This is a genomic window from Glutamicibacter sp. BW77, assembly GCF_002332285.1.
In the GTDB taxonomy this organism is placed as follows: Bacteria; Actinomycetota; Actinomycetes; order Actinomycetales; family Micrococcaceae; genus Glutamicibacter; species Glutamicibacter bergerei.
Genome location: NZ_NRGT01000057.1, coordinates 114,095 through 135,170, shown reverse-complemented (window position 1 = coordinate 135,170; position 21,076 = coordinate 114,095). Strand labels below are relative to the sequence as shown.

The 21,076-nt window shown below is 56.1% G+C and carries 22 protein-coding genes; 8 read left to right on the top strand and 14 right to left on the bottom strand.

Going from position 1 to position 21,076, the window contains the following annotated elements; genetic code table 11:
- Window positions 1-5 precede the first annotated feature (5 nt).
- The 4 genes from CIK74_RS08980 to CIK74_RS08965 all read right to left on the bottom strand — a co-directional run bounded on the left by CIK74_RS08980 (window position 6) and on the right by CIK74_RS08965 (window position 2,863).
- Entirely contained in the window at window positions 6-1,034 is a 1,029-nt protein-coding gene (locus CIK74_RS08980) for an enoyl-CoA hydratase/isomerase family protein (RefSeq protein ID WP_240520504.1), read from the bottom strand.
- Window positions 1,035-1,076: 42 nt separating this feature from the next.
- Window positions 1,077-1,982, bottom strand: a complete 906-nt coding sequence (locus tag CIK74_RS08975; protein ID WP_096255699.1) for a LysR family transcriptional regulator — start codon at window positions 1,980-1,982, stop codon at window positions 1,077-1,079.
- Between the two features lie 46 nt (window positions 1,983-2,028).
- The gene (locus CIK74_RS08970; protein ID WP_096255697.1) at window positions 2,029-2,265 is read right to left on the bottom strand and encodes a hypothetical protein; all 237 of its coding nucleotides are present in this window, start codon (window positions 2,263-2,265) and stop codon (window positions 2,029-2,031) included.
- A gap of 121 nt (window positions 2,266-2,386) precedes the next feature.
- Entirely contained in the window at window positions 2,387-2,863 is a 477-nt protein-coding gene (locus tag CIK74_RS08965) for an Lrp/AsnC family transcriptional regulator (RefSeq protein WP_096255695.1), read from the bottom strand.
- 241 nt (window positions 2,864-3,104) lie between these two features.
- Here CIK74_RS08965 and CIK74_RS08960 point away from each other — a divergent pair, with 241 nt between their 5' ends.
- Both CIK74_RS08960 and CIK74_RS08955 read left to right on the top strand, forming a co-directional pair.
- Window positions 3,105-4,355, top strand: coding sequence for an MFS transporter (locus CIK74_RS08960; RefSeq protein ID WP_096255693.1), 1,251 nt, complete (start codon window positions 3,105-3,107; stop codon window positions 4,353-4,355).
- 10 nt (window positions 4,356-4,365) lie between these two features.
- The gene (locus CIK74_RS08955; protein ID WP_096255691.1) at window positions 4,366-4,848 is read left to right on the top strand and encodes a hypothetical protein; all 483 of its coding nucleotides are present in this window, start codon (window positions 4,366-4,368) and stop codon (window positions 4,846-4,848) included.
- Here the strand turns inward: CIK74_RS08955 and CIK74_RS08950 are convergent.
- From CIK74_RS08950 to CIK74_RS08940, 3 genes are all read right to left on the bottom strand, one after another.
- Complete coding sequence (locus tag CIK74_RS08950; RefSeq protein ID WP_096255689.1) at window positions 4,835-5,827, bottom strand: LLM class flavin-dependent oxidoreductase; 993 nt, start codon at window positions 5,825-5,827, stop codon at window positions 4,835-4,837. The genes CIK74_RS08955 and CIK74_RS08950 overlap by 14 nt on opposite strands.
- A gap of 129 nt (window positions 5,828-5,956) precedes the next feature.
- The gene (locus CIK74_RS08945; RefSeq protein ID WP_096255687.1) at window positions 5,957-6,160 is read right to left on the bottom strand and encodes a cold-shock protein; all 204 of its coding nucleotides are present in this window, start codon (window positions 6,158-6,160) and stop codon (window positions 5,957-5,959) included.
- Window positions 6,161-6,450: 290 nt separating this feature from the next.
- Entirely contained in the window at window positions 6,451-7,968 is a 1,518-nt protein-coding gene (locus CIK74_RS08940) for an MFS transporter (protein ID WP_096255685.1), read from the bottom strand.
- A 129-nt stretch (window positions 7,969-8,097) separates the two neighbouring features.
- Between CIK74_RS08940 and CIK74_RS08935 the strand changes: the two genes are divergently transcribed.
- Together CIK74_RS08935 and CIK74_RS08930 are read left to right on the top strand one after the other, a co-directional pair.
- Window positions 8,098-8,652: a TetR/AcrR family transcriptional regulator gene (locus CIK74_RS08935; protein ID WP_096255684.1), complete on the top strand. Its 555-nt coding sequence runs from the start codon at window positions 8,098-8,100 to the stop codon at window positions 8,650-8,652.
- A 19-nt stretch (window positions 8,653-8,671) separates the two neighbouring features.
- A complete protein-coding gene (locus CIK74_RS08930) occupies window positions 8,672-9,925 on the top strand; it encodes an MFS transporter (protein WP_096255682.1) in 1,254 nt (417 codons plus the stop codon).
- Between the two features lie 6 nt (window positions 9,926-9,931).
- Here the strand turns inward: CIK74_RS08930 and CIK74_RS08925 are convergent, their stop codons facing one another.
- Together CIK74_RS08925 and CIK74_RS08920 are read right to left on the bottom strand one after the other, a co-directional pair.
- The gene (locus tag CIK74_RS08925) at window positions 9,932-10,588 is read right to left on the bottom strand and encodes a TRIC cation channel family protein (RefSeq protein ID WP_096255680.1); all 657 of its coding nucleotides are present in this window, start codon (window positions 10,586-10,588) and stop codon (window positions 9,932-9,934) included.
- A gap of 55 nt (window positions 10,589-10,643) precedes the next feature.
- The gene (locus tag CIK74_RS08920; RefSeq protein WP_170947813.1) at window positions 10,644-11,189 is read right to left on the bottom strand and encodes a DUF1697 domain-containing protein; all 546 of its coding nucleotides are present in this window, start codon (window positions 11,187-11,189) and stop codon (window positions 10,644-10,646) included.
- Window positions 11,190-11,264: 75 nt separating this feature from the next.
- Between CIK74_RS08920 and CIK74_RS08915 the strand changes: the two genes are divergently transcribed.
- Window positions 11,265-13,217 carry a prolyl oligopeptidase family serine peptidase gene (locus CIK74_RS08915; protein ID WP_096255677.1) on the top strand — a complete coding sequence of 651 codons (1,953 nt, stop codon included), beginning with the start codon at window positions 11,265-11,267 and terminating at the stop codon, window positions 13,215-13,217.
- Here the strand turns inward: CIK74_RS08915 and CIK74_RS08910 are convergent.
- Window positions 13,214-13,609 carry an RNA-binding S4 domain-containing protein gene (locus CIK74_RS08910; RefSeq protein ID WP_096255675.1) on the bottom strand — a complete coding sequence of 132 codons (396 nt, stop codon included), beginning with the start codon at window positions 13,607-13,609 and terminating at the stop codon, window positions 13,214-13,216. The genes CIK74_RS08915 and CIK74_RS08910 overlap by 4 nt on opposite strands.
- Before the next feature lie 27 nt (window positions 13,610-13,636).
- Window positions 13,637-13,993, bottom strand: a complete 357-nt coding sequence (locus tag CIK74_RS08905; protein WP_096255673.1) for a hypothetical protein — start codon at window positions 13,991-13,993, stop codon at window positions 13,637-13,639.
- Window positions 13,994-14,107: 114 nt separating this feature from the next.
- Here CIK74_RS08905 and CIK74_RS08900 point away from each other — a divergent pair, with 114 nt between their 5' ends.
- From CIK74_RS08900 to CIK74_RS08890, 3 genes are all read left to right on the top strand, one after another.
- Window positions 14,108-16,453 carry a Tex family protein gene (locus CIK74_RS08900; protein ID WP_240520508.1) on the top strand — a complete coding sequence of 782 codons (2,346 nt, stop codon included), beginning with the start codon at window positions 14,108-14,110 and terminating at the stop codon, window positions 16,451-16,453.
- A 148-nt stretch (window positions 16,454-16,601) separates the two neighbouring features.
- Window positions 16,602-17,105 (top strand): ferritin, encoded by a 504-nt coding sequence (locus CIK74_RS08895; protein ID WP_096255672.1) that lies wholly within the window; start codon window positions 16,602-16,604, stop codon window positions 17,103-17,105.
- 93 nt (window positions 17,106-17,198) lie between these two features.
- Complete coding sequence (locus CIK74_RS08890) at window positions 17,199-17,921, top strand: SH3 domain-containing protein (protein ID WP_096255670.1); 723 nt, start codon at window positions 17,199-17,201, stop codon at window positions 17,919-17,921.
- Between the two features lie 13 nt (window positions 17,922-17,934).
- Here CIK74_RS08890 and CIK74_RS18745 read toward each other — a convergent pair whose 3' ends face one another.
- The 3 genes from CIK74_RS18745 to CIK74_RS08875 all read right to left on the bottom strand — a co-directional run bounded on the left by CIK74_RS18745 (window position 17,935) and on the right by CIK74_RS08875 (window position 21,049).
- Window positions 17,935-18,156: a helix-turn-helix transcriptional regulator gene (locus tag CIK74_RS18745; RefSeq protein ID WP_170947812.1), complete on the bottom strand. Its 222-nt coding sequence runs from the start codon at window positions 18,154-18,156 to the stop codon at window positions 17,935-17,937.
- A 180-nt stretch (window positions 18,157-18,336) separates the two neighbouring features.
- On the bottom strand, window positions 18,337-19,719 hold the full coding sequence (locus CIK74_RS08880; RefSeq protein WP_096255667.1) for an NAD-dependent succinate-semialdehyde dehydrogenase: 1,383 nt from the start codon (window positions 19,717-19,719) through the stop codon (window positions 18,337-18,339).
- 268 nt (window positions 19,720-19,987) lie between these two features.
- A complete protein-coding gene (locus CIK74_RS08875) occupies window positions 19,988-21,049 on the bottom strand; it encodes an aldo/keto reductase (protein ID WP_096255665.1) in 1,062 nt (353 codons plus the stop codon).
- Window positions 21,050-21,076 lie beyond the last annotated feature (27 nt).

Genomic DNA, 21,076 nt, shown 5'->3' with positions numbered 1-21,076 from the left:
TTCGCTTAGTCCTCCAGTAGCGTGCGCAGCCCGGCCTCGTTGACCGCTGCCGGGGTGCTTGGCCGCCACTGCGGGTTGCGGTCCTTGTCGATCACTTGAGCACGGATTCCTTCGGCCAGATCTGGCAGATGCATCAGGTATCCGGCCAGACGTAGTTCGCGGTCCAAGGCACCGCGCAGATTTTGCTCCGCGCGGGCCGCACGCACGCTATGGAACGCGGCGGCCACGCTGGTTGGAGAATTTGCATTGATCGCGGCTGCCGCCTTGCGTGCCGCGGGGTGCACCAGCGCGCCGAGACGCTCTAAGACCTCTTCCAGCGTGGGAGCACCAAAAGCATAATCGATCCAGCCTTGTTCCAGTTCGAGCTTGCGGGACTCGGGGACCGCATGCAGCACCTCGAATGTTGCGGCGATGTCTGCGGCGCCCAGACCAACCAGGTCATCGAGCTCGTCAAAGATGGAATCGGCGAGCTGTTCGCCGATGACCACGTCGGCGAAACCGAGGAAGAGCGCATCGGCACCGTCAAATGAGGCGGCGGTCATGGCGAAGTATTCGCCGAAGTGACCTGGCGCGTTGGCCAGCAGGTGGCTTCCGCCAACATCGGGGGTGTAGCCAATGCGGGCTTCGGGCATTCCCATGGTGGCCTGCGCGGTCACTAACCGGACCGGAGCGTGGCTGGCTAAGCCAATGCCGCCGCCCATGGTGATTCCATGAGCCACGGTGATCAACGGTTTGGGGTACACCGAAATCAGGTGGTCGGTGTCGAACTCTAAGGAAAGCAGCGCCAAAAATTCGTCGTGATTCCCGGTGGTCAGCGCCGTATGGAAGTCGGCGATATCGCCGCCGGCACAGAATCCGCGCTCACCGTCACCGGTGAGCAGCACCAGCTGAATTTTAGGATCCTCGGCCCACAAGTGCAGGACCCGGTGAAGTTCTTGCAGCATGGCTAAGGTCAGGGCATTAATTTTGTTCGGACGGTTCAGCCGCAGGTGCCCTACGGCTCCGTGCACTTTCGCGACTACTAGCTCTTCCACGATCGCCCTTTCGCTGGCAACTCCCACTGATCGCTTTCCAGCCTAGTCGGAAAGGATCTGCGTGAGCCGGTCTAAAACGAGGCCGACCTTAGGCTTCTTCGAATTCTCGGGCTTCAGCGCAAAAATTGAGCGAGCCAACCTAATTTCCGGGGCGTCAACAATACGGATGCCTTCCGGAGCGTGGGCCATCGCCAGATCCGGGACCAGTGCGGCGCCTAACCCGGAGGACACCAAGCTTAGCGAGGCGTTAAAGTCGTCGCAGTACGCGGCAACTTGCGGGTGGATGTTGTAGGAGGCGAAGAGCCGAGAAATCAACGTGGCATCGGAGGTGCCGGGGTGGTGGAAGATCCACGGCCATTCGGCCAGCTGGTCCACGGTGAGCTGCGCGTTGTCGGCGATCGGCCAGGAGGCGGGAATGACCACACGGAACTGATCATCACCGAGCCACGCGCGCTCTAGGGACGCGGGCCAGCTGAGCCCTCCGGGGCCCACCTGGAAGATCAGCGCGAGATCCAGGTCCCCACCGTTGCCAAGCCCGGCGACGGTCTGCTGGGGTTCACCAATCCACAAGCGCAGGTTGATTCCCAGTGCGTTCCAGTCCTCGGAGGTCAGTAGCTTGGGTAGTGCGTAAGTGGCCAGCGAGGGGAAGATCCCTAGCTTGATTTCCTCACGCTCGCTGGAGTCTGTGGAGATGGCGGCAACGTCTGCCATGAGTGCGTCGAGGTCCGTCAGGACACGTTTGGCATGACGCACCATCCGCATCGCACCGGGGGTGGGCGTAATTGAACGGGCACCGCGTAAGAACAATGTTGTTCCGGTGCTGCGTTCTAGGGCTGTCATTTGTTGGGAGACGGCGCTGGCGGTATAGCCCAACCGGGTTGCGGCCGTGGCGAAGGAACGATGCGCCACCACTTCGAGCAGGGTACGCAGATGGACTGGATTGATCACTTCTAAATTCTAAACGCAGAAGCCTAAGAGATGCTTAGTCAGTGAGCTAGTCCTCATCTTCGTCGTCGTTGGACTCCTCGGTGAATTCATTATCCAGTTGCGCTTCGGTTTCCAGATCATCATCAAGCAGGTAGCTGCGGGTGGCGAGCGGATCGATGTTGCGCATCGTTTCGGGGGCATCGCTGGAGCCTTCATAGGCTTGGGAATCGCGTCCGTCATCTGGTTCGTAGATATCGTTCCCATATTCCGGATTGAAGTCGGTTGGTTCAAAATCCTTAGTCATCGCGTACTCCTCCACAAATTGCGAGGGACCCGACGAGAGTCGGGGTTATCCCTCGTGACATCTCGTAATCACAGCCTAGGCCGGTAACCGTTTCAAGGAAAGACTTGTATTTTCAGCACTTTCAGTGATTGTGTTCGGCGTAGTGCTCCAGCAGTGGAGAGGTGCGGTACGCCAGGTGGGTGTGCAGCGCGAAGGTAGTCTCGGAACGGGTCACTCCCTTGATCCGCAGAATCTGTCGTAACCCCGATTGCAACTGATGGGTGTCGGTGGCGATGAGCCTGACCCAGACATCACCGCGGCCCGAGGTTTCATGGATTTCTAGCACGTTAGGGATCTGTCGCAGTGAGGTAACCACGGTATCAAGTTCGCGGTGAAGAACTTCCAGGGTGACGAAGGCCAGCACGTCATAGCCGAGTTTGGAGAGGTCTACATCTCTGCCGCCGGCACGCAAGACCTCTGCGCGTTGCAGTCGGCGTAAACGCGATTGAGCGGTGTTTCGTGCCACCGCAACTTCGTCGGCAAGTTCGGATATTTGAATTCTGGGGTCACGGATTAACGCCAGCAGAATTTTCAGATCGACGTCATCCAAACGCACCATTTGCTCACTCCTAAGACCCCTGTGGGCCAATATTTTGACTATTTTGCTCAAACTCTAACAACTTTTTCGACTGGCTGTCCCGCTTTGCCGGATATTTATGAGTGAACGGTCTAGATCAGTAGACATTTTCTTACAGATCGCTCAACTAGCCGGTGGGGTAGCGAGTAACCCCACCGGCAAAAACTTTCTAATGCAACAACCTGGCGATATCCCTTGGACCACGCGCCGCTTCGGAGAAAACATGTCGGTAATCAGTGAACTACGCATGCAACCGGCCCGAACCACCGTGCGCTCGTGGAATCCAGGGATTAATACCCGGCTAGGCATTACGGTGCTGGTTAGTTTCACCCTGCTGGTCGGAGCAAACCTTGCCACGCCGCTGTACCCACAGCTACAGCAGGACCTCGCGCTGGGTGCCATGGGCACCACCATTGCCTTCGCCAGCTACGTCTGCTCACTGATGTTTTTCCTCTACATCGTGGGCCACTGGTCAGATCACATCGGACGCCGCGCCGCATTGGTACTGGCCATTATCGTCTCGCTGGTGGGAACCATTAGCTTCGGTAGTGCCTCAAGCCTGTGGGAACTGTGTTTGGGACGTGGACTGCAAGGAGCGGGCGTGGCACTAGCCACCGGAGCCAGCGCCGCGGCATTGCGTGAGTTGCTGCCGCATAAGCCCGAATGGGCCTCACGCTTCACGTTGCTTGCGTCATCGGGTGGTGTGGCCTTCGGCCCGGTCCTTGGTGGTGTGCTTGCGCTTCTGCCTGGCGGGCGCAACACCGTGTTTACGGTCCAAGCAATACTGCTCTTAGCAACCCTGATCCCGTTGGTCGCGTTGAAGGCACGCCCGGCCATCGCGATGGCTGAACGCGGAGACCGCCACCGGGCCTTAGCTCCGCGGCGACTAGGCATTCCGGCCGAGGCACGCGCAAAATTCTGGATGGGTGCACTGGTCGGATTCTTGAGTTTTGCGGTCTTCGGTTTTGCGTTGTCGCTGGCACCGGGCTACTTCGCGCAGGTCTTTGACCTGGAATTGCTCCCGGTGATCGGACTCATCGCAGGCCTGCCCTTAGGTGTCTCGGCCCTGTCGCAGGTGGTCATTCGCGGCGGAAAATACCTATTGCCTGTCGGGCTAGTGATTCTGGCCGCCAGCACCATCGGGCTAGTGATCGCCGCCGAGCTCGGTTCATTGTGGTCAGCTATCGTCGCGTTGGCGCTCATTGGGCTAGGCCAGGGCATGGCATTTAGGACCGCATTTAGCGGTGCGGTCAACGCCGTCTCAGCTTCACTCCACGCCCAGACCGTTTCCACAATCTACCTGGTGACCTACCTTGGTAGCGCGCTGCCGGTGATCGCGTTGGGTTGGGCCGTGGGAGTTTATGGCCAAGAGCTAAGCATTTTGGTCTTCAGCATTCTCTGCGCATTACTGGCCCTCGTGTTGACCTGCTGGTCAATAACCTCACTGGTCCGCGAGCGAAAAATTTCGGCGTAGCCTAGAAAGTATGAGTACATCCACAACTTTGGTGGCCTCACGGGCCGCTACCTGGGCGGTTGCCGCCCGAATCCTCGTTCCAGCAATATGGCTGGGAATGATTATTGGAATTTCCTTCATCGAAGCACCGCTGAAGTTCACCGCGCCGGGAATCACCATCCCCTTGGGCTTAGGAATTGGCCGATTAGTCTTCACCGCCATGAACGCGGTAGAAATATTACTCTTTGTCTGCTGGCTAGCAGGAAGCTTTAAACGCCACATGGACCGTGCCTGGTGGTGGATCGTGGGAATTGTTGGATTCTTGTTGCTGCTTAAAGCGGCAGTGATCCGCCCCGGACTCTCGGTACGCACCGATGCGGTGCTGGCCGGTAATTCCGATGGCGGATCACTGTGGCACTACGCCTATATCGGCGTAGAAGGTGTGCTCACACTAACGCTGGTGATCGCGTTAGTGTTCGCGTGCAAGCGTTGGGTCAGTATTAGCCCACGCTAGCCAGCTGGCAGGAGTCCGCGGTGAGCTGGACCGACTTCAAGCGATCCTCTTCGTGCAACGGGCTATGCACGGTAATGAGTTCGTCAGCCTGAGCATTGACCGCAAATTCCTGCAGATATTCGGCGACCTGTTCGCCGGTACCGATGGCTGTGTAGCGCATCATGTCCAAGATCTGCTCGGCCTGCGGGGTAGTCATCACCATATCGAGCTCTGCCTCGGTGAATTCCTTCTTGGCGTTACGGCCTAAGAAGGATGACACACGTTGGCGTTCGGCCTGCACCTTCAGTTCGTGAGCTTCAGCTGCACTATCCGCAGCGATCACACCCACTCCGGCGATCACATACGGTTCGGCCAGCTGAGCCGACGGCTTGAACTGCTCGCGGTAGGTCTTGATCGCCTGATGCAGTGCCGCCGGGGCGAAGTGCGAGGCGAAGGAATATGGCAAGCCAAACTGCGCGGCGAGCTGTGCGCCAAATAAAGATGAGCCCAAAATATAGAGTGGAACGTTAGTTCCGGCGCCAGGGATTGCCTGCACCGTTGGAACCCGCGATTCGCCAGCCAAGTAGGCCTGAAGCTCAAGCACATCGTGTGGGAATGAATCGGAGGCCGACGGTTCGCGGCGTAGCGCACGCAAGGTGGTCATATCCGTACCCGGGGCACGGCCCAGACCTAGATCAATGCGATCTCCGAAGATCTCTGCCAAGGTGCCAAATTGTTCGGCGATCACCAAGGGGGAGTGGTTCGGGAGCATCACACCGCCAGAGCCCAAGCGAATTTTTTCGGTGTGGTGGGCTACGTGACTGATTAGTAGCGAGGTCGCGCTGGAGGCGATGGTTGGCATGTTGTGGTGTTCGGCGTACCAAACACGTTCATAACCGGTGCGTTCGGCAAGCTGCGCAAGTCGTACCGATGATTTAAATGAGTCGGAGATGGTGCTGTTAGGAGCAACCGGGGCAAGATCAAGAATCGAAAGCTTCACATCTGATACAACCCAGCTAATAGCGGGAGTATTCCGTGAATCAAGGTTAACGTGAAAACGTCGCCTTCCCAGATGATTCTGGGGAGGCGACGTTAACGCTAAAGTCTGTAGGCTATTCGCCGTAGAACTTTAGAGTCCGCGGATGTCCGCTGCCTGAAGACCCTTAGGGCCCTCAACTACTTCGAACTCAACCTTCTGGCCCTCTTCCAAGGAGCGGAAGCCCTCGGTCTGGATGGCGGAGAAGTGAGCAAAGACGTCAGGATCTCCGCTGTCTGGAGCGATGAATCCGAAGCCTTTTTCAGCGTTAAACCATTTGACGATACCGGTTGCCATTATATTATTTGGTCCTTTCAGACGTTCCTCACCGTTTCTTATCGGTGAGCTTGGTTGTAATCCACGTGAGACCTTGAAACCGAAATTTCTCCATCTAACGAAGCAGCCAAGTCATTCACTTCACGTCTAGAAGGGGTTCGCGCCAACCATGCGGATCGACATTCACAAACTTCTAAAGGGTTCTTCGCGAATTACTTTGGAACTACACTGCCTAGCCTACGTCGAGTTTCGCAACTTTTGAATAACTTTGACCTAATTAATCAAGATTTTCAAAAAGTGTCTTAATTCGTTCACCGAGTAGCGGGTTTGATGATTCGAGCTACCACGATTGCGGCGACCAACGCTAAGACCGCAGCGATGCTCGAGGTAATGAGCACACCATTGTCAAAAGCGTGGGCTGCGGAGGCCAAAAGTTCTTGTGCTTGGCTGGCTGGTAACCCCTGAGCAATTTGATGTGCTCCGCTCAAAGTTTCGCCAGCTAAGTGGACTTCAGCGTCGGTGAGGATCTCTGGCACCCGCAATTGAGCCGCGTACACGGTATTGAGGATCGTTCCGAGCACGGCCACGCCGAGCACCGCACCAACCTCATACGCGGTCTCGGAGATCGCCGAGGCGGCCCCGGACTTCGCCGCGGGCACTGCACTGAGCACCATGTCGTTGGACAAGGTCTCGGACATGCCAACACCGATACCCAAGATGCAGAACGCCACCATGAGCCAGAAGACATCTCCCGAAGATCCTGCAAAGACCACCAAAGCGTAGGCAAGCGCAGAGAGAAGCAGACCGCCGACCATAATGCCCGGCGCGCCGAAGCGTGCGGCCAGCGGCACCGAGAGTAAACCGAAGGCCATGGTCAGCACGAGCCCGGGAGTCATCAGCAGGCCCGCCTCAAGCGGACTATATCCGGCGATCAGTTGCAGGTGTTGGGACACAAAGTAAATGAAACCGACCAGGGAGAAGACTCCGATGAGGTTCACCGTCAACGCGCCGGAGAACACGCCATTCGAAAAGAGTCGCACGTCAATCATCGGGTTTGCTAAGACCAGTTGCCTGCGTACAAAGGTAATTCCGCTGACGATTGCCAACGACAACGCACCGACCGCGATGTAGAGAGGTTCGGTAGTGAAGGATTTAACCGCGTAAACAAATGGCAGCAGAGTGAAGATCACTAAGACAATCGACCATGGATCAACACGCCCGGGGTTGGGATCCTTGGATTCGGGCAGGAGCAAGAGTCCGCCAACAAGCAGCGGAAGTAGCATCGGGACGGCTAGTAGGAAGACCGAACCCCACCAGAAGTGTTCCAGTAAGATCCCGCCAACGATAGGACCGAGCACGGCACCGCCGGAAAAGGCGCTCGCCCAGATGGCAATCGCCGTACGGCGCTCTTTCGCGTCAGGAAAGATATTGCGGATCAGCGAGAGTGTGGCAGGCATGAGCATGGCGCCGAAGACGCCCAAGAGTGCGCGTGCCAACACGAGCTGGAACGCGTCGGTAGCAAAGGCGGCTAGCGCGGAGACGAGTGCAAATCCGGTGGCACCAATCAAAAGTACTTTTCGTCGGCCAATCCGGTCACCTAAAAATCCCATGGGTACTAGCAGTCCCGCGAGGATCAATGGATAAATATCAATGATCCATAACAGCTGCGCCCCGGTCGGGGACAAAGCAGCCGAGATAGCGGGAACTGCGAATGACAGTACGGTGTTGTCCACTGAGACTAGGAGTACTGGAAAAAGTAGTACTGCTAGAGCGGCCCAGCGGCGCGAACGACTCAGCGTGGAGATGCGTTCGGTGATCTGTGAGCTCATGGGATTGGCCTTTATAAATTGCGTGTTGAGTGAGGATGAGTTGTTCCTCGTTCATAACTATACCGTCCGGTTGGTACAGTTACTAATGAATGTAAGGTTAAATCCGTCACCGTCCTACGAAGGAGTTCAATGGCTCGCCCACCAGCGGCACGCAACAAATGCCTCGATGCCTATATTTCGCTGCTCTGCGAAGAAGGCGAACGCGCCGCAACCTTGGAAGCCACGGCAAGTCGAGCAGGAGTCTCCAAGGGTGGACTGCTGTATCACTTCGCCTCAAAGGAGGCGCTGGCCGTCGGGGTGATCGAATCAACCGAAGAGCATGTTCAATTGGACCTGGCCCGCATGAGTGAAGTGCCAGAAGGTGCGTCGGTTTATTACGTGCAAACCTCCGCAGAAGTTGATACCGAATTGGACCGGCATTTAGTGGCGGTACAACGCCTTGCCCAAGCAGGTGTCTCCAGCGCCTCGGAGATGTTAAAAGACGTGCACTCGCGGTGGTTCCAGCTGATCTTGGACGAGGTTGGTGACCAGTCGATAGCCCATTTAGTGATCCTGATTGGTGAAGGACTCTATGCTCATTTAGCCACGCCCGACTCGTGGTATCAGAGTACTTTTGATGGTCGGCTCCAAGAATTACTAGACTTAGTTCCGCAACTCAAAAAGTTGAAGCAACTCAACGAATAATCTCGCAGGGACGTGTCACATGGCCACAGATGGCGCAAATAAACGACTCAAAGGTCGTATCGGAGCGCTACTTGGCATTCTGCTGATGGCGTTGTCGTTGCGCGCGGCGGTCGTCTCGGTGCCACCATTATTGGCCCGTATTCAAGAAGACATCGAATTCACCGAATTCACCACGGGCCTGCTGGCCATGCTGGCCCCCATTTCCTTTGCAGTTTTCGGACTGCTCACCCCGCGGCTGATTCGGTTGTGGGGCTTAGAACGAACCCTCATTATCTCCGTGGCCTTAGCCGTGGTTGGACAGTTGGCACGTCCATTTATGCCAAATGTTTACCCGTTCTTGGCGCTTTCCATCGTCACTCTGGCCGGTTACGGTATGGGCAACGTAGTACTGCCGCCGTTGGTCAAAAAGTACTTTCCGGATCGTATCGGCGTGGTCACCAGCGGATACGTCACGATGATTGCCATCGGCACCTGGCTGGCCCCGCAATTTTCGGTTCCTTTCGCCAATATCGGAAGCTGGAAAACGTCCATCGGTTCTTGGGCGCTACTGTCTTCCATCGTGCTGATTCCCTGGATCATGCAGCTATTTGCTGACCGCCGTGTGCAGCGCCCCGAGACTCAACTGCCAGTGGTGGGTGGGCACGAAATTGTGCGGATCAACCCATGGAAATCCAAGGTGGCCTGGGGCCTGGCGATTTTCCTTGCGGGTAACTCCGCTCAGACCTACGTCTACTTCACCTGGCTGCCCCCGTATCTTCACGCCCAGGGGCTCAGCGAAGCCAGCAGTGGCAATATGCTGGCGCTGTTCGCAATCCTTGGCCTTCCGGTTAGCTTGCTGGTTCCGCTGTGGGTCCCGCGTTTAAAAAACCCGATCATCGCAGTGGGTGTTTTTACCGCCTGCTGGATCGTGGGCCACTTAGGGATTTACCTTTCACCAACCTCTGGAACCTGGTTCTGGGTCTCCATGGCAGGGCTTGGGCAGGGAACCTTTGCGATCGCCTTGTTGATGATGAATCTGCGCTCGCGCACCACCTACGGTTCGGGGGTACTCTCCGGTTTTGCTCAAGGTTTAGGCTACGCCGGTGCAGCGGTTGTACCGATGCTCTTTGGCATAGTGCAGCAGGCCAGCGGCTCCTGGGGAGTAGCCTTCTCGATGTTAGGCGTATGCATCGTGGTGATGTTGGTGGGCGCAATCATCATCAACCCGCCACGCACCATCGAGGACACGGCTCCCGGTGCCGAGGGCGAGGGCAGGCTAGAACGCGTTCAATAGCAATACCTAGAAGTGTCGCTGTGGCCCGTCATGCGGGGGAGCACTCGGACTCGCGCGATACCAATGTCCGGCAGCCAGCGGAATCCGCCAGCCAAACTTCAACGAGGCCAGACGGATGGCGAAGGTGAGCGTCGCAATAGCCACCACAACCACTGGGTTGAAAATCTCCAGGCTCCAGAATACTGCCGTGAGCGTGCCGCCGAACATCGCGGCAATAGCGTAGATATCGCGTGGGTTGAACAAATCAGGGGTGACGTTTGAAATTACGTCACGTAAGAGGCCACCGCCGACACCGGAGATGACTCCGAGCAGTACCGCAGTCACCGGGTTGAAGTTATGTTGTAGTGCCTTCATGGTGCCAGTGACACAGAACAGGCCTAATCCGGCCGCGTCAAAGACCAGCACCAGACGGTGAAGTTTTTGAATAGCCGGCGTAAAACCGTAGACCAATAATGCGGCGAGTACCGGGGGCGCAAAATATATCGGGTGCGCAAACGTTGCGGGGGATTCGTTGAGGATCAAGTCGCGCACCACGCCGCCGCCTAAGCCGGTGACGCCGCCCAGGAACAGCGAACCGAGGATGTCGAAACCGCGGCGCGCAGCCATCAGCGATCCGGCGACCGCAAAAAAGAAGATGCCAACGAGATCGAAGACAATGAGCATGGAAGTGGCCCTCAGCGAGTTGAAATGGAAACAGCAGAGCTAATTATGCTCGGAACTACTGTGCTCGAATAATTGTCGAAAGTTTTACTAAGGTATTCAGGTTTCGAGTGGTGATCAGATACTTGCGAGACTCAGCGGCCACCAATTTTGCTACCGGAGTGTCAAGACTTTGGCCTTTAGGACTCACCCAGCATAGTGCTCGACCGCGCAGGGCAGTCTGCTGTACCGAATCCAGCGCCATCGCCGCAAGATGAAGCTGGTGGGCATCTTCCTGACTGGAGCACAGGCTAAGGTACCGGTGGTACTCATGATTGGCATCCGGTAGTTGCACCGGGAAGTCCTCAGCGAGCTCATGAACCTCGTCCGCGGTGAATACCAGACAGGGAATCGCACGAGAATAATGTTGAGCCAACAGTGCTTCGCATTGCTCACGAAGCACCGACGCATTATCGTGTGGGGCCTCTAGGATCGCATTGCCACTGGCGAGCACCGTTTTTACCTGGCTGTATCCGGCATCGCTGAGCAGCGCAGCAAGATCTTTCATCAGAATTTTGACCCCACCGACGTTTACTCCGCGTAAAAACAGCACAAATTTAGCCATAACTCCATCCAAGCGCACCGTGTTATGGCTTGTCGAGGGTCGTTCTGAGCAGAATATGTGACTAGTATCTAACACATGCCTCAGCACATGCCTCATGGATCCTGGCCGTCAACTATCTCAGCCACGCAAGTAGCCGCCGGCACTAAACCTTTGGGTGCCGCCTGTTTCTTCGGCGACAAACTCATTGTGCAAGAAGGCCTGCCTTCCGAGGGCGGTCGGATGACCCTGGTGGAGTATGACCGTCACAGCCAAGATGAGGGACGAACCCTCATTGATGCTCCCTATAACGTGCGTTCGCGAGTCCACGAATACGGCGGCGCTAGCTGGCTGCTGTTAGCTGGGGATGTTCCTGCAGTAGTCTTCGCGAACTTCAGTGATCAGCGAGTATATTTGCAGCTGTTAGCAGACCAAACTCCGATTGCCTTGACCCCGCAGAGCATGGTCGACGCGGACCCCACGCTGCGTTTCGCCGAACTTGTTCCCGGTCCGGCAGGGCATGTCTTGGCGATTATGGAAGATTTACGCGGTGAACCTGTTCGTCATATCGTGGAAATTCCTCTTGATGGCAGTGCTAGCGAAGATCTCGCAGCGATTCGACTGCTCAGTTCTCCTGCGCGCTTTGTTGCCGGGCCACGGCTGAGCCCGAACGGTGAGCAGCTAACCTGGATCAGCTGGGAACACCCGAATATGCCATGGGACAGCACAGAACTTCACCTCGCAGAATATTCCACGCAGGGGTTCTTGCAAGACACGGTCATTGCCGGAGGCCCAGAAATTTCGGTACTGCAGCCCGAATGGGCTGATGATGACCGGCTGGCATTTATCTCAGACTCCTCTGGTTGGTGGAATCCTTACACCTACCAGCTCAGCTCGGGACGTACCGTACGGCTGGTGGACCGTGCCGCAGAATTTGCCGGCCCGCTATGGCAGGTAGGTACCGGATGGTACCTAAGCCAAAATCCACAGACATTGCTCTGCTCCTATGGAACCGGAACTACTAAGCTCGCACGGGTTCACACCACCACCGGCGGATTAGAGGATCTAGATTTGCCTTTTGCCCGGGTTCGCCCGCTGGATCTTGACGGCAACTGGTTGTTGGCCCGGACGTCTTCGTTGACCAATGGAGAAGAAATCTCCTTGATCAATATCGAAACTCTAGAGCACAGCTGTGTGACCCGATCTATCGAGCAACTCCCAGATCCGCAAATGCTTCCGGAGGTCGAAGAATTTGAGTGTGTTAATGAGGCAGGCCAGACGGTGCACGCACTGCTCTACAAGCCTCGCCAAGTTGGCTACGCCGGGCTTGAGGGAGAACTCCCACCGTATGTAACCTTCGTTCATGGTGGACCTACCAGTCAGGCCGTGGCTACGTTGAGCACCTCCATTGCCTACTACACGTCACGCGGTATCGGTGTGGTGGATGTGAACTACGGTGGCTCCACCGGATACGGACGTAACTACCGTAATCGACTACGCGGCGCGTGGGGTGTAGTTGATGTTGCCGATACCGTCACGGTAATCAAGGCGCTCATCAACCGGGGACTGGCAGATCCGCAGCGGATCGGTATTGAAGGCGGGAGCGCTGGCGGGTGGACCGTGCTGTGTGCTCTGACATTCTCCGACGTGTTTACCGCTGGGATCAGTCGTTATGGTGTCTCGGATTTAGTGGGACTTGTTCAAGATACCCATGACTTCGAGTCCCAGTACATGTTCTCGCTTGTCGGTCCGTATCCGGAGGCGGCTGACCTCTACGAGAAGCGGGCTCCGATCAATCATGTGGAGAAGATTTCCTGCCCGGTGTTGCTCTTGCAAGGTGACGAGGACAAGGTGGTACCGCCAGCACAATCACAAGTGGTCGCCGACGCGTTAGCAAAACGTGGAATCCCACACGCTTACATCCTGTTTGCTGGCGAGCAGCACGGCTTCCGTCAGTCGGTAAACATCATCAAGGCATTGGAAAGTTCATTGGCTTTCTACGCGCAAATCTTCGAATTTGAGACGGATGTTCCCGACATTACGCTGAGTTAGTCCTCGGTGTCCAACCAAGAGGAGCGCAGGCGATCCATTTCGCGGCGGTCCTTCTTGGTGGGGCGTCCGGCTCCTCTGTCCCGTATGGGAACTTGCGGGACGACTACCTTTTCACGCGGCGGAGTATGGTCTAGATAGCATTTAACCGCTACCGGGGCACCGACACGTTTGGAAATGAGCCCGGTGACTTCCAACTCCCGGTCCCAACCGTCTTTGCGTACACGGATGCGATCCCCAGGAACAACAATTTGGGAGGCTTTGACCGGATCCCCGTTAAGCCGAACATGTCCAGCACGGCAGGCAGTCGTTGCGGCCGAACGCGTTTTATAGATACGCACGGCCCGAAGCCACGCATCGAGACGGACCTTACCGTGAGTGGGAATTTCGACCATGATTCAAAAGTCTAGATCACCGCAGGGTTAGTTACCTGCCGCGTTGGAATCCTCGCAGGCATTAACTAGCCGATCCTGCAGTGCACGCGGGGCATGATCCCCGGCGTTCGCTAGCTCGTTGAGAATATCAATCATGGATTGTGGCAAGCCACCACCCTCGACCGAAGTAATGATGGAACCAAGTACACGTAACTCTCCGGCGTCAATGGTCCCGTCCTGAATTGGAGCGCACGCTTGGCGCACCATTTCCTTCGCGGCAGCATCGGTTAGCTGTGTGGCGGCTGACGACGCGGTGTCCTCTAAAACGGAACAACCTGCGGTCAACACGGCGAGCGACGATACGGCAAGTATCGCAGCAGTTTTTCGAATAGTTACACTCCCCATAGTCACTAAGTCTAACGTCCAAGTTTTAGGATCAGCTGGGTGTCAACCGAGTCGATCATCTGAAGAATAAGCCGTGTGAGGCACAATGGTTCGGTGAGTAGCACAGAGCAGAGAATCCTTGAACAGCTGGCCATCGAACTATCTGGCGACAGCAAAGTAGCTATCTGGCAGGTCAAAGCCGCCGTTGAACTTTTGGACTCCGGATCCACCGTTCCCTTCATCGCCAGATACCGTAAAGAAATCACGGGAATGCTCTCCGATACCCAACTGCGTCTTCTCGAAGAGCGACTGCGCTACCTGCGTGAACTCGAAGAACGCCGCGTGACCGTCCGCGAAGCAATTACCGAGGTCGGAAAACTCACCGACGAACTCGATTCAGCCATTACCGCTGCGGTGACCAAGGCCGAATTGGAAGACATCTATCTTCCATTCAAATCGAAGCGTCGCACCAAGGCTCAGATTGCGCGAGAAGCGGGTCTGGAACCCCTGGCGGATCTGCTCTTAGCCAACCCCAACACCGATCCGCAGGTTGCGGCGGGGGAGTACCTGAACGCCGAGGCTGGTTTTGCTACCGAGCTAGATGCGCTCTCCGGTGCGCGCTCAATTGTGACCGAACGAGTCTCGCAAGATATCGTGCTGGCATCAGAGTTGCGTGAGCGACTGTGGAAAACCGGCCGGGTCGGTGCCAGCCCCGCAGCTACTGCGACCGCGGAGGCTCAAGGAAAGTACAAGGACTACTTGGACTATGTGGCGACGCTTGATTCGTTGCCCTCACACCGGGTGCTCGCGCTACTACGTGGTGAACGTGATGGGGTGCTGAAGCTGCAGTTTGCCGAGGCTGACCCACGTGATGACCAAGCCTTAGCGCAAGCTCGTGCCGGGTACGAGAACGCTATCGCCGCGTCCTTGGGCATCAGCACCGGTGGTGATGCGCCGGCAGCAAGCTGGCTACAGCAGACCGTACGTCTAGCTTGGAAAGCCCGTTTACTAACCCGTTTTGAATCAGATCTTCGGGCTCGCCTCTTTGAAGCTGCCGAGGATGAATCGGTCAAGATCTTTGCTGCTAATCTTCGCGATGTCCTGTTGGCTGCGCCGGCCGGAAACAAGGCAGTTCTGGGTCTTGACCCGGGACTGCGTACCGGGGTGAAGGTGGCAGTGGTGGACCTGACCGGCAAGGTCGTGGACATTGCCACAATCTACCCGCATGCACCTGCGAACAAATGGGACGAATCGGTTAAGACGCTCACCCAGCTGGCGCAGAAACATGGCACCTCGCTGATTGCCGTGGGTAATGGCACCGCCGGTCGTGAAACCGACCGTTTGGCGGCAGAAGTGATCAAGGCCCTGGGCGGTAAAGAGCTCTCCAAGGTCATCGTTTCCGAGGCAGGTGCCTCGGTGTACTCGGCTTCCGAACTTGCTAGCCAAGAATTGCCAGATCTAGATGTCTCAATCCGCGGAGCAGTATCTATCGCCCGCCGCCTACAAGACCCTCTCGCAGAGCTAGTGAAAATTGATCCAAAATCCATTGGAGTGGGTCAGTACCAGCACGATGTGAGTGCCACAAAGCTTGACCGGGCACTGGATGCGGTGGTTGAAGACTGTGTGAACGCGGTGGGTGTTGATGTTAACACCGCTTCCCCGGCACTGCTTTCACGTGTGGCCGGTGTAGGCCCACTATTGAGCAGAAACATTGTGGACCACCGTAATGCTAACGGTGCTTTTGCTACACGCCGCGAGCTGCTGAAGGTTCCGCGCTTGGGCGCCAAAGCCTATGAGCAGTGTGCCGGGTTCTTGCGCATCACCGGGGGTAAGGAAAAACTCGATGCGTCCTCGGTTCACCCGGAGGCATATGCGCTGGCCAAGAGTTTGCAACAGGCGGCAGAGAGCCGTGGGAGACGGTTAGAAGAATTAGATCCAGCGGAATTTACCACCGAACAATTCGGTGAACCGACCATCCGCGATGTGATTGCAGAACTACGCCGTCCCGCTCGTGACCCGCGCGGCGAATTTGTGACCGCCGCGTTGCGTGAAGGTGTGGAGAAGCTTTCCGATGTGCTGCCTGGGATGATCATGGAAGGTACAGTCTCCAATGTCGCGGCCTTCGGTGCCTTTGTTGATTTGGGTGTGCACCAGGACGGACTGATCCATGTCTCGGCAATGAGCACTAAGTTCATTTCGGATCCGCGCGAAGTGGTCAGCTCGGGGCAGATAGTTAAGGTCAAGGTCCTTGAGGTTGATGCTGCGCGTAAGCGAATTTCTTTGACCCTGCGTTTGGATGACGAATTGCCCGGAGAGAAAACTGTCTCGGAGCAGCCAAAAGCTCGTACCGGACAACGGCCCAATGCTGGAGTGAAGACTCGTGGGGACCGCGCCCCAAAGGCCGGACGCCAGGCAGCGCCGGCGCCGAGCGGAAACACCGCGATGGCTGAAGCGTTGCGACGTGCGGGGTTGGGAAAGTAAGCCCAGAAGATCTGTTCGGTTGCCCTAACCTTGGTTAGCATCGGCTCAATTAACTACTGGTCAACTCAAAAGTGTTCGCTAATTACTCTGCTAATTAGTGTGTCCGAACTTCGATGACAAGTAGGAAAATGAGTCGTAGTCTTTAGTCATGGAACTTACAGGAAAACTTGCAGAAGCCTTCAACACTCAGTTAACTCTCGAATTGACCGCTGCGACCGTTTACCGTCAGCTGGCAGTGGAGATGGATGTCATGAGCCTTTCCGGCATTGCCGGCTGGTTCCGTGCACAGGCAGCCGAAGAAATCGTGCACGCGGAAAAGTTCATGACTCATATGACTGACCGTGACGCACACCCAACCATCGGTGAGCAGCCAGCACCACAGATGAACGTCAAAACCGTTGCTGACGCCTTCGCAGTGTCTTTGGCACACGAACGGAAAGTTTCGGAAGCAATCCGTGAACTGTACCGACTGGCACAGACCGAGGGTGACATCGATTCAATCCCGATGCTGAACTGGTTTATCGAGGAACAGGTCGAAGAAGAGGCCACCGTATCCGAGATTCTGGACCGCCTGAAGCTTGTCGGAGATGACGGAAGCGGCATCCTGCGACTGGACCGTGAGCTAGGAACACGCCAGTCGGCAGGCGAATAAAACCACAAGAAGAGAAAAACTCTTCAAACATGAAATAAACTTAGGGAATCAGCTACTTGCTGGTTCCTTAAGTTTTTCTATATCGAGGTGGTTGTGAACCAATTGGGTTATCCGCATCCTTCGGCTCGGACGTCGTCACCGACGCATACGCACCGCACGACGGCAGAGCTGAAACTACGTAAGGGTGCCGGGCGACACTACCTTGTTCAGAGCAATCTGAGCACCGGAACTGAAATTGCACTCGTCGAAGTGCGAGGATCCTGGGCTCACGTATACGTTCACCGCATCTATGGCTGGCTACCAAATATTTACCTAGAGCCGATTCCGTCAGCCTTTGACGAAAAAATTGAAGGTCAGAGCGAAGATGAGCATAGTCCTCGAGTGCTGTCGCGTTATTCGTTAATCGAAGCCACCCATGTCACCACGGCTACACTGAACCTTCGCAAAGGTAGCGGCACCGGCTATCCAGTGCTCAAGGTTATTGAGCAGGCGAGTAAGGTCCGCATGGTTCTGCAGCAAGGGTTGTGGTCACAAGTACAATTCGGACAGCTGTTGGGCTGGGTACCGAGCATGTATCTGCAGACTCTGCCCTCACGTCCTGCTAAGGGTGGGTTGATTGCTGTACCCAATCAGCGTGCATTAACCACCATCCGACTCAACGCACGTCGTGGTCCTGGGGATCACCACGCATTAGCGCGCATTTTGCAGTCCGATACCGCGGTGATTATTGTGGCGCGTCAAGGCGCGTGGCGACAGATTGAACGTGATGGTGGAGAGATGTGGATTCCAGCTACTCAGCTACGAACCGTTTACTAGCCAGCGCAGAATTCTAGCTGACAATCTGCAAGTCAGCGAGGGAAACCAAACCTGATTCGGTGGCAATAACCGCCAGCTGCACACGATTGGTGACATTGAGCTGTTCCAAGATGCGCGCCAGATGAAGCTTCATAGAACCTTCCGAGATGTGAGAAATTCGCGAGATCTGTACATTGGTCAGTCCAGCAGCGACCAGGCGCACCAAGCTGCGATCGCGTTCGCTCAAGTTGCGCACAATGGCCTGCTTGCTTGAACGCCGCACAATTCGTGACGTCGCTTCCCAGCCGTCAACTGGTCGGGCGAATAGCTGGTAGCCGGCTAAAAGATGCAACGTTGGAGGGCTCGCGAGTTTAAAGCACAAGAAGAGGGGCCGAATCAGTTCACGAAACTGGTTCGGCCCCCTGCTTATCTGTTGCTACTCGCCGATGTAGAACAGACGCTTGTTCACGAATTCTTCCATGCCCAACGGGCCAAGCTCACGGCCGAAGCCGGAGCGCTTCACGCCACCGAACGGCATTTCGGCGCCCTCGGCTGCTGGCGAGTTAACGTTCGCCATACCCGACTGCAGGCCCATAGCAACCTTGGCGGCACGAGCTTCATCGGTGGAGTGCACCGAACCGCCCAGACCGTAGATGGTGTCATTGGCAAGTTCCAGTGCCTGCTCGTCGCTGGTGACCTTGTACACCACGGCGACTGGGCCGAACAGCTCTTCGTAGTAAGCGCGCATGTCCTTGGTGACACCGCTGAGCACGGCAGGGGAGTAGTAGGCCGCAGGACCATCTTGCAGTACACCACCGGTATGAAGTGTGGCGCCCTTGGACACCGCATCCTGTACCTGTGCGTGCAGATCTTCGGCAGCCTTACGCGAGGACATCGGTGCGAACGTGCCGTCGACTTCTGCCATTGGATCACCGGGTGTCAGCCCGTCGGCATGCTTGGTTAGCTCGGTAACAAAGTCATCAAAAATATCTTCCATGATGATCATGCGCTTATTAGAATTGCACGCCTGACCGGTGTTGTCGATACGGAAGCCCCACGCGGTCTCGGCGATGCCAGCCACGTCATTTGAATCAAGAACAACAAATGGATCCGAACCGCCAAGTTCAAGTACTGCCTTCTTCAGATTACGTCCGGCCTGTTCGCCAATGATCGCGCCAGCGCGTTCGGAACCGGTCAGGGAAACACCCTGGATCCGTGAATCAGCAATGATGGTGGAGATTTGATCATGGGTGGCGAAAACGTTGTTGTACACGCCCGCAGGAACCCCTGCCTCATTCATGATTTCTTGGATTGCTAGAGCCGAGCGTGGGCAGGACTCTGCATGCTTGAGCACAATGGTGTTGCCCAGCATGAGGTTTGGCGCGGCAAAGCGAGCAACCTGGTACAGCGGGAAATTCCACGGCATGATGCCAAGCAGCGGGCCTACCGGGCGGCGCTGGACGACTGCCTTGCCACCGGAGAAGGACTTGATTTCCTGATCTGCCGCCAGGGTGGGCCCTTCGGTGGCGAAGTATTCAAAGATGTCTTTGCAATATTCTGCTTCGCCCACGGCCTCGGAAAGTGGCTTGCCCATTTCCAGAGTCATGATTTTGCCTAGTTCATCGGCCTTGTCGGCGAAGAGCTGAGCGACCTTGCTGACGATCTTGGCACGCTCGTTGATGTCGACGTTTTGCCACGACTCGTAGCCAGATTGTGCGGAGGCGAGTGCCTGCTCGACCTGTGCGTCGGTGGCTGTCGGGAATTCTTCAACGATCTTGCCGGTTGCCGGGTTTAGTACCTTGTAGGTCGGGGCGCTCATGATGCTCCTGTCTAGTCTGTGCTGAGGTCTGTGTGGGCTTGTGGATTCCACGATACCCATCCCGTCCATAAAATGAATGTGAATCACTTCACGGCGCGTCTAATTCGAGCATATCCTCAGTTCAGCAAATCGGCCACACTCAGATCCGTTGAATCGTCTGGGATTCAAGACGGATTCCTCGTGAATGTCTCTCATTTGCGCCCGAATGCAAAACACCCGTACGACGCTTGAGAATACGTCGCACGGGTGTTTGAAAACTAGGAAGAAACTAGCTGATTGCCGAGGTCTTCCACCAATCAATTCCGGCATCGCCTTGAGCGATCGAAGCAATTTCGTTGAGCTCGGTCTCGGTGAATTCAACGTTCTTTAGTGCGCCGAGGTTTTCGTCCAGCTGCTTGGTTGAGGAAGCGCCGATGAGCACCGAGGTGGCCGCACCCTCGCGGAGCAACCAAGCCAAGGACATCTGTGCCAAAGACTGGCCGCGACGAAGTGCAATGTCGTTGAGCTTTTGGATCTTGTCCAAGTTCTCTTCGGTCAGCTGTGCGTCCAAGGAGCGTCGTCCACCCTGGCGCTGCACATCGGTGCCGTTGAGGTACTTGTCGGTTAGCAGACCTTGAGCCAAAGGAGTAAAGGCGATAGCTCCCATGTCTTCCTTCTGCAAGGTGGCCAATAGACCGTGCTCTACCCATGGGTTCAAGATGTTGTAGGAAGGCTGGTGGATGACCAGTGGGGTTCCTAGCTCGTCTGCGATGGCCTTGGCCTGCGCGGTGCGTTCGGCCGAGTAGGAGGAAATACCGACATAGATGGCCTTGCCCTGACGGACCAAGGTATCTAACGCACCAATGGTTTCTTCTAGGGGAGTCTTCGGGTCATAACGATGCGAATAGAAGATATCCACGTAGTCCAAGTTCATTGCCTGCAAGGATGCTTCTGCGGAGGCCAGCAAGTATTTGCGTGACCCGAAACTACCGAATGGTCCGGCCCACATGTCGTAGCCGGCCTTCGAAGAGATGACCAACTCATTACGGTAAGGCATGAAGTCCTTGCGCATCATTCGACCGAAGTTCTCTTCAGCCGAACCAGCTGGCGGACCATAGTTATTAGCTAGGTCGAAGTGGTTGATGCCGTGGTCAAAAGCGTGACGCAAGACTTCACGTTGGGTATCAAATGCGCGGTTGTCACCGAAATTCCACCACAGGCCCAGCGAGAGAGGAGGCAAAACTAAGCCCGAATCTCCGACTCGACGGTAGCCGAAATTCTCGTAACGGTTTTCTGCTGCGACGTACGGACGGTTACTGTCGGGACGCGGGCTGACAAGTTCGTACTCCATGTGGTGCCTCTCCATAGAATGAGTCTT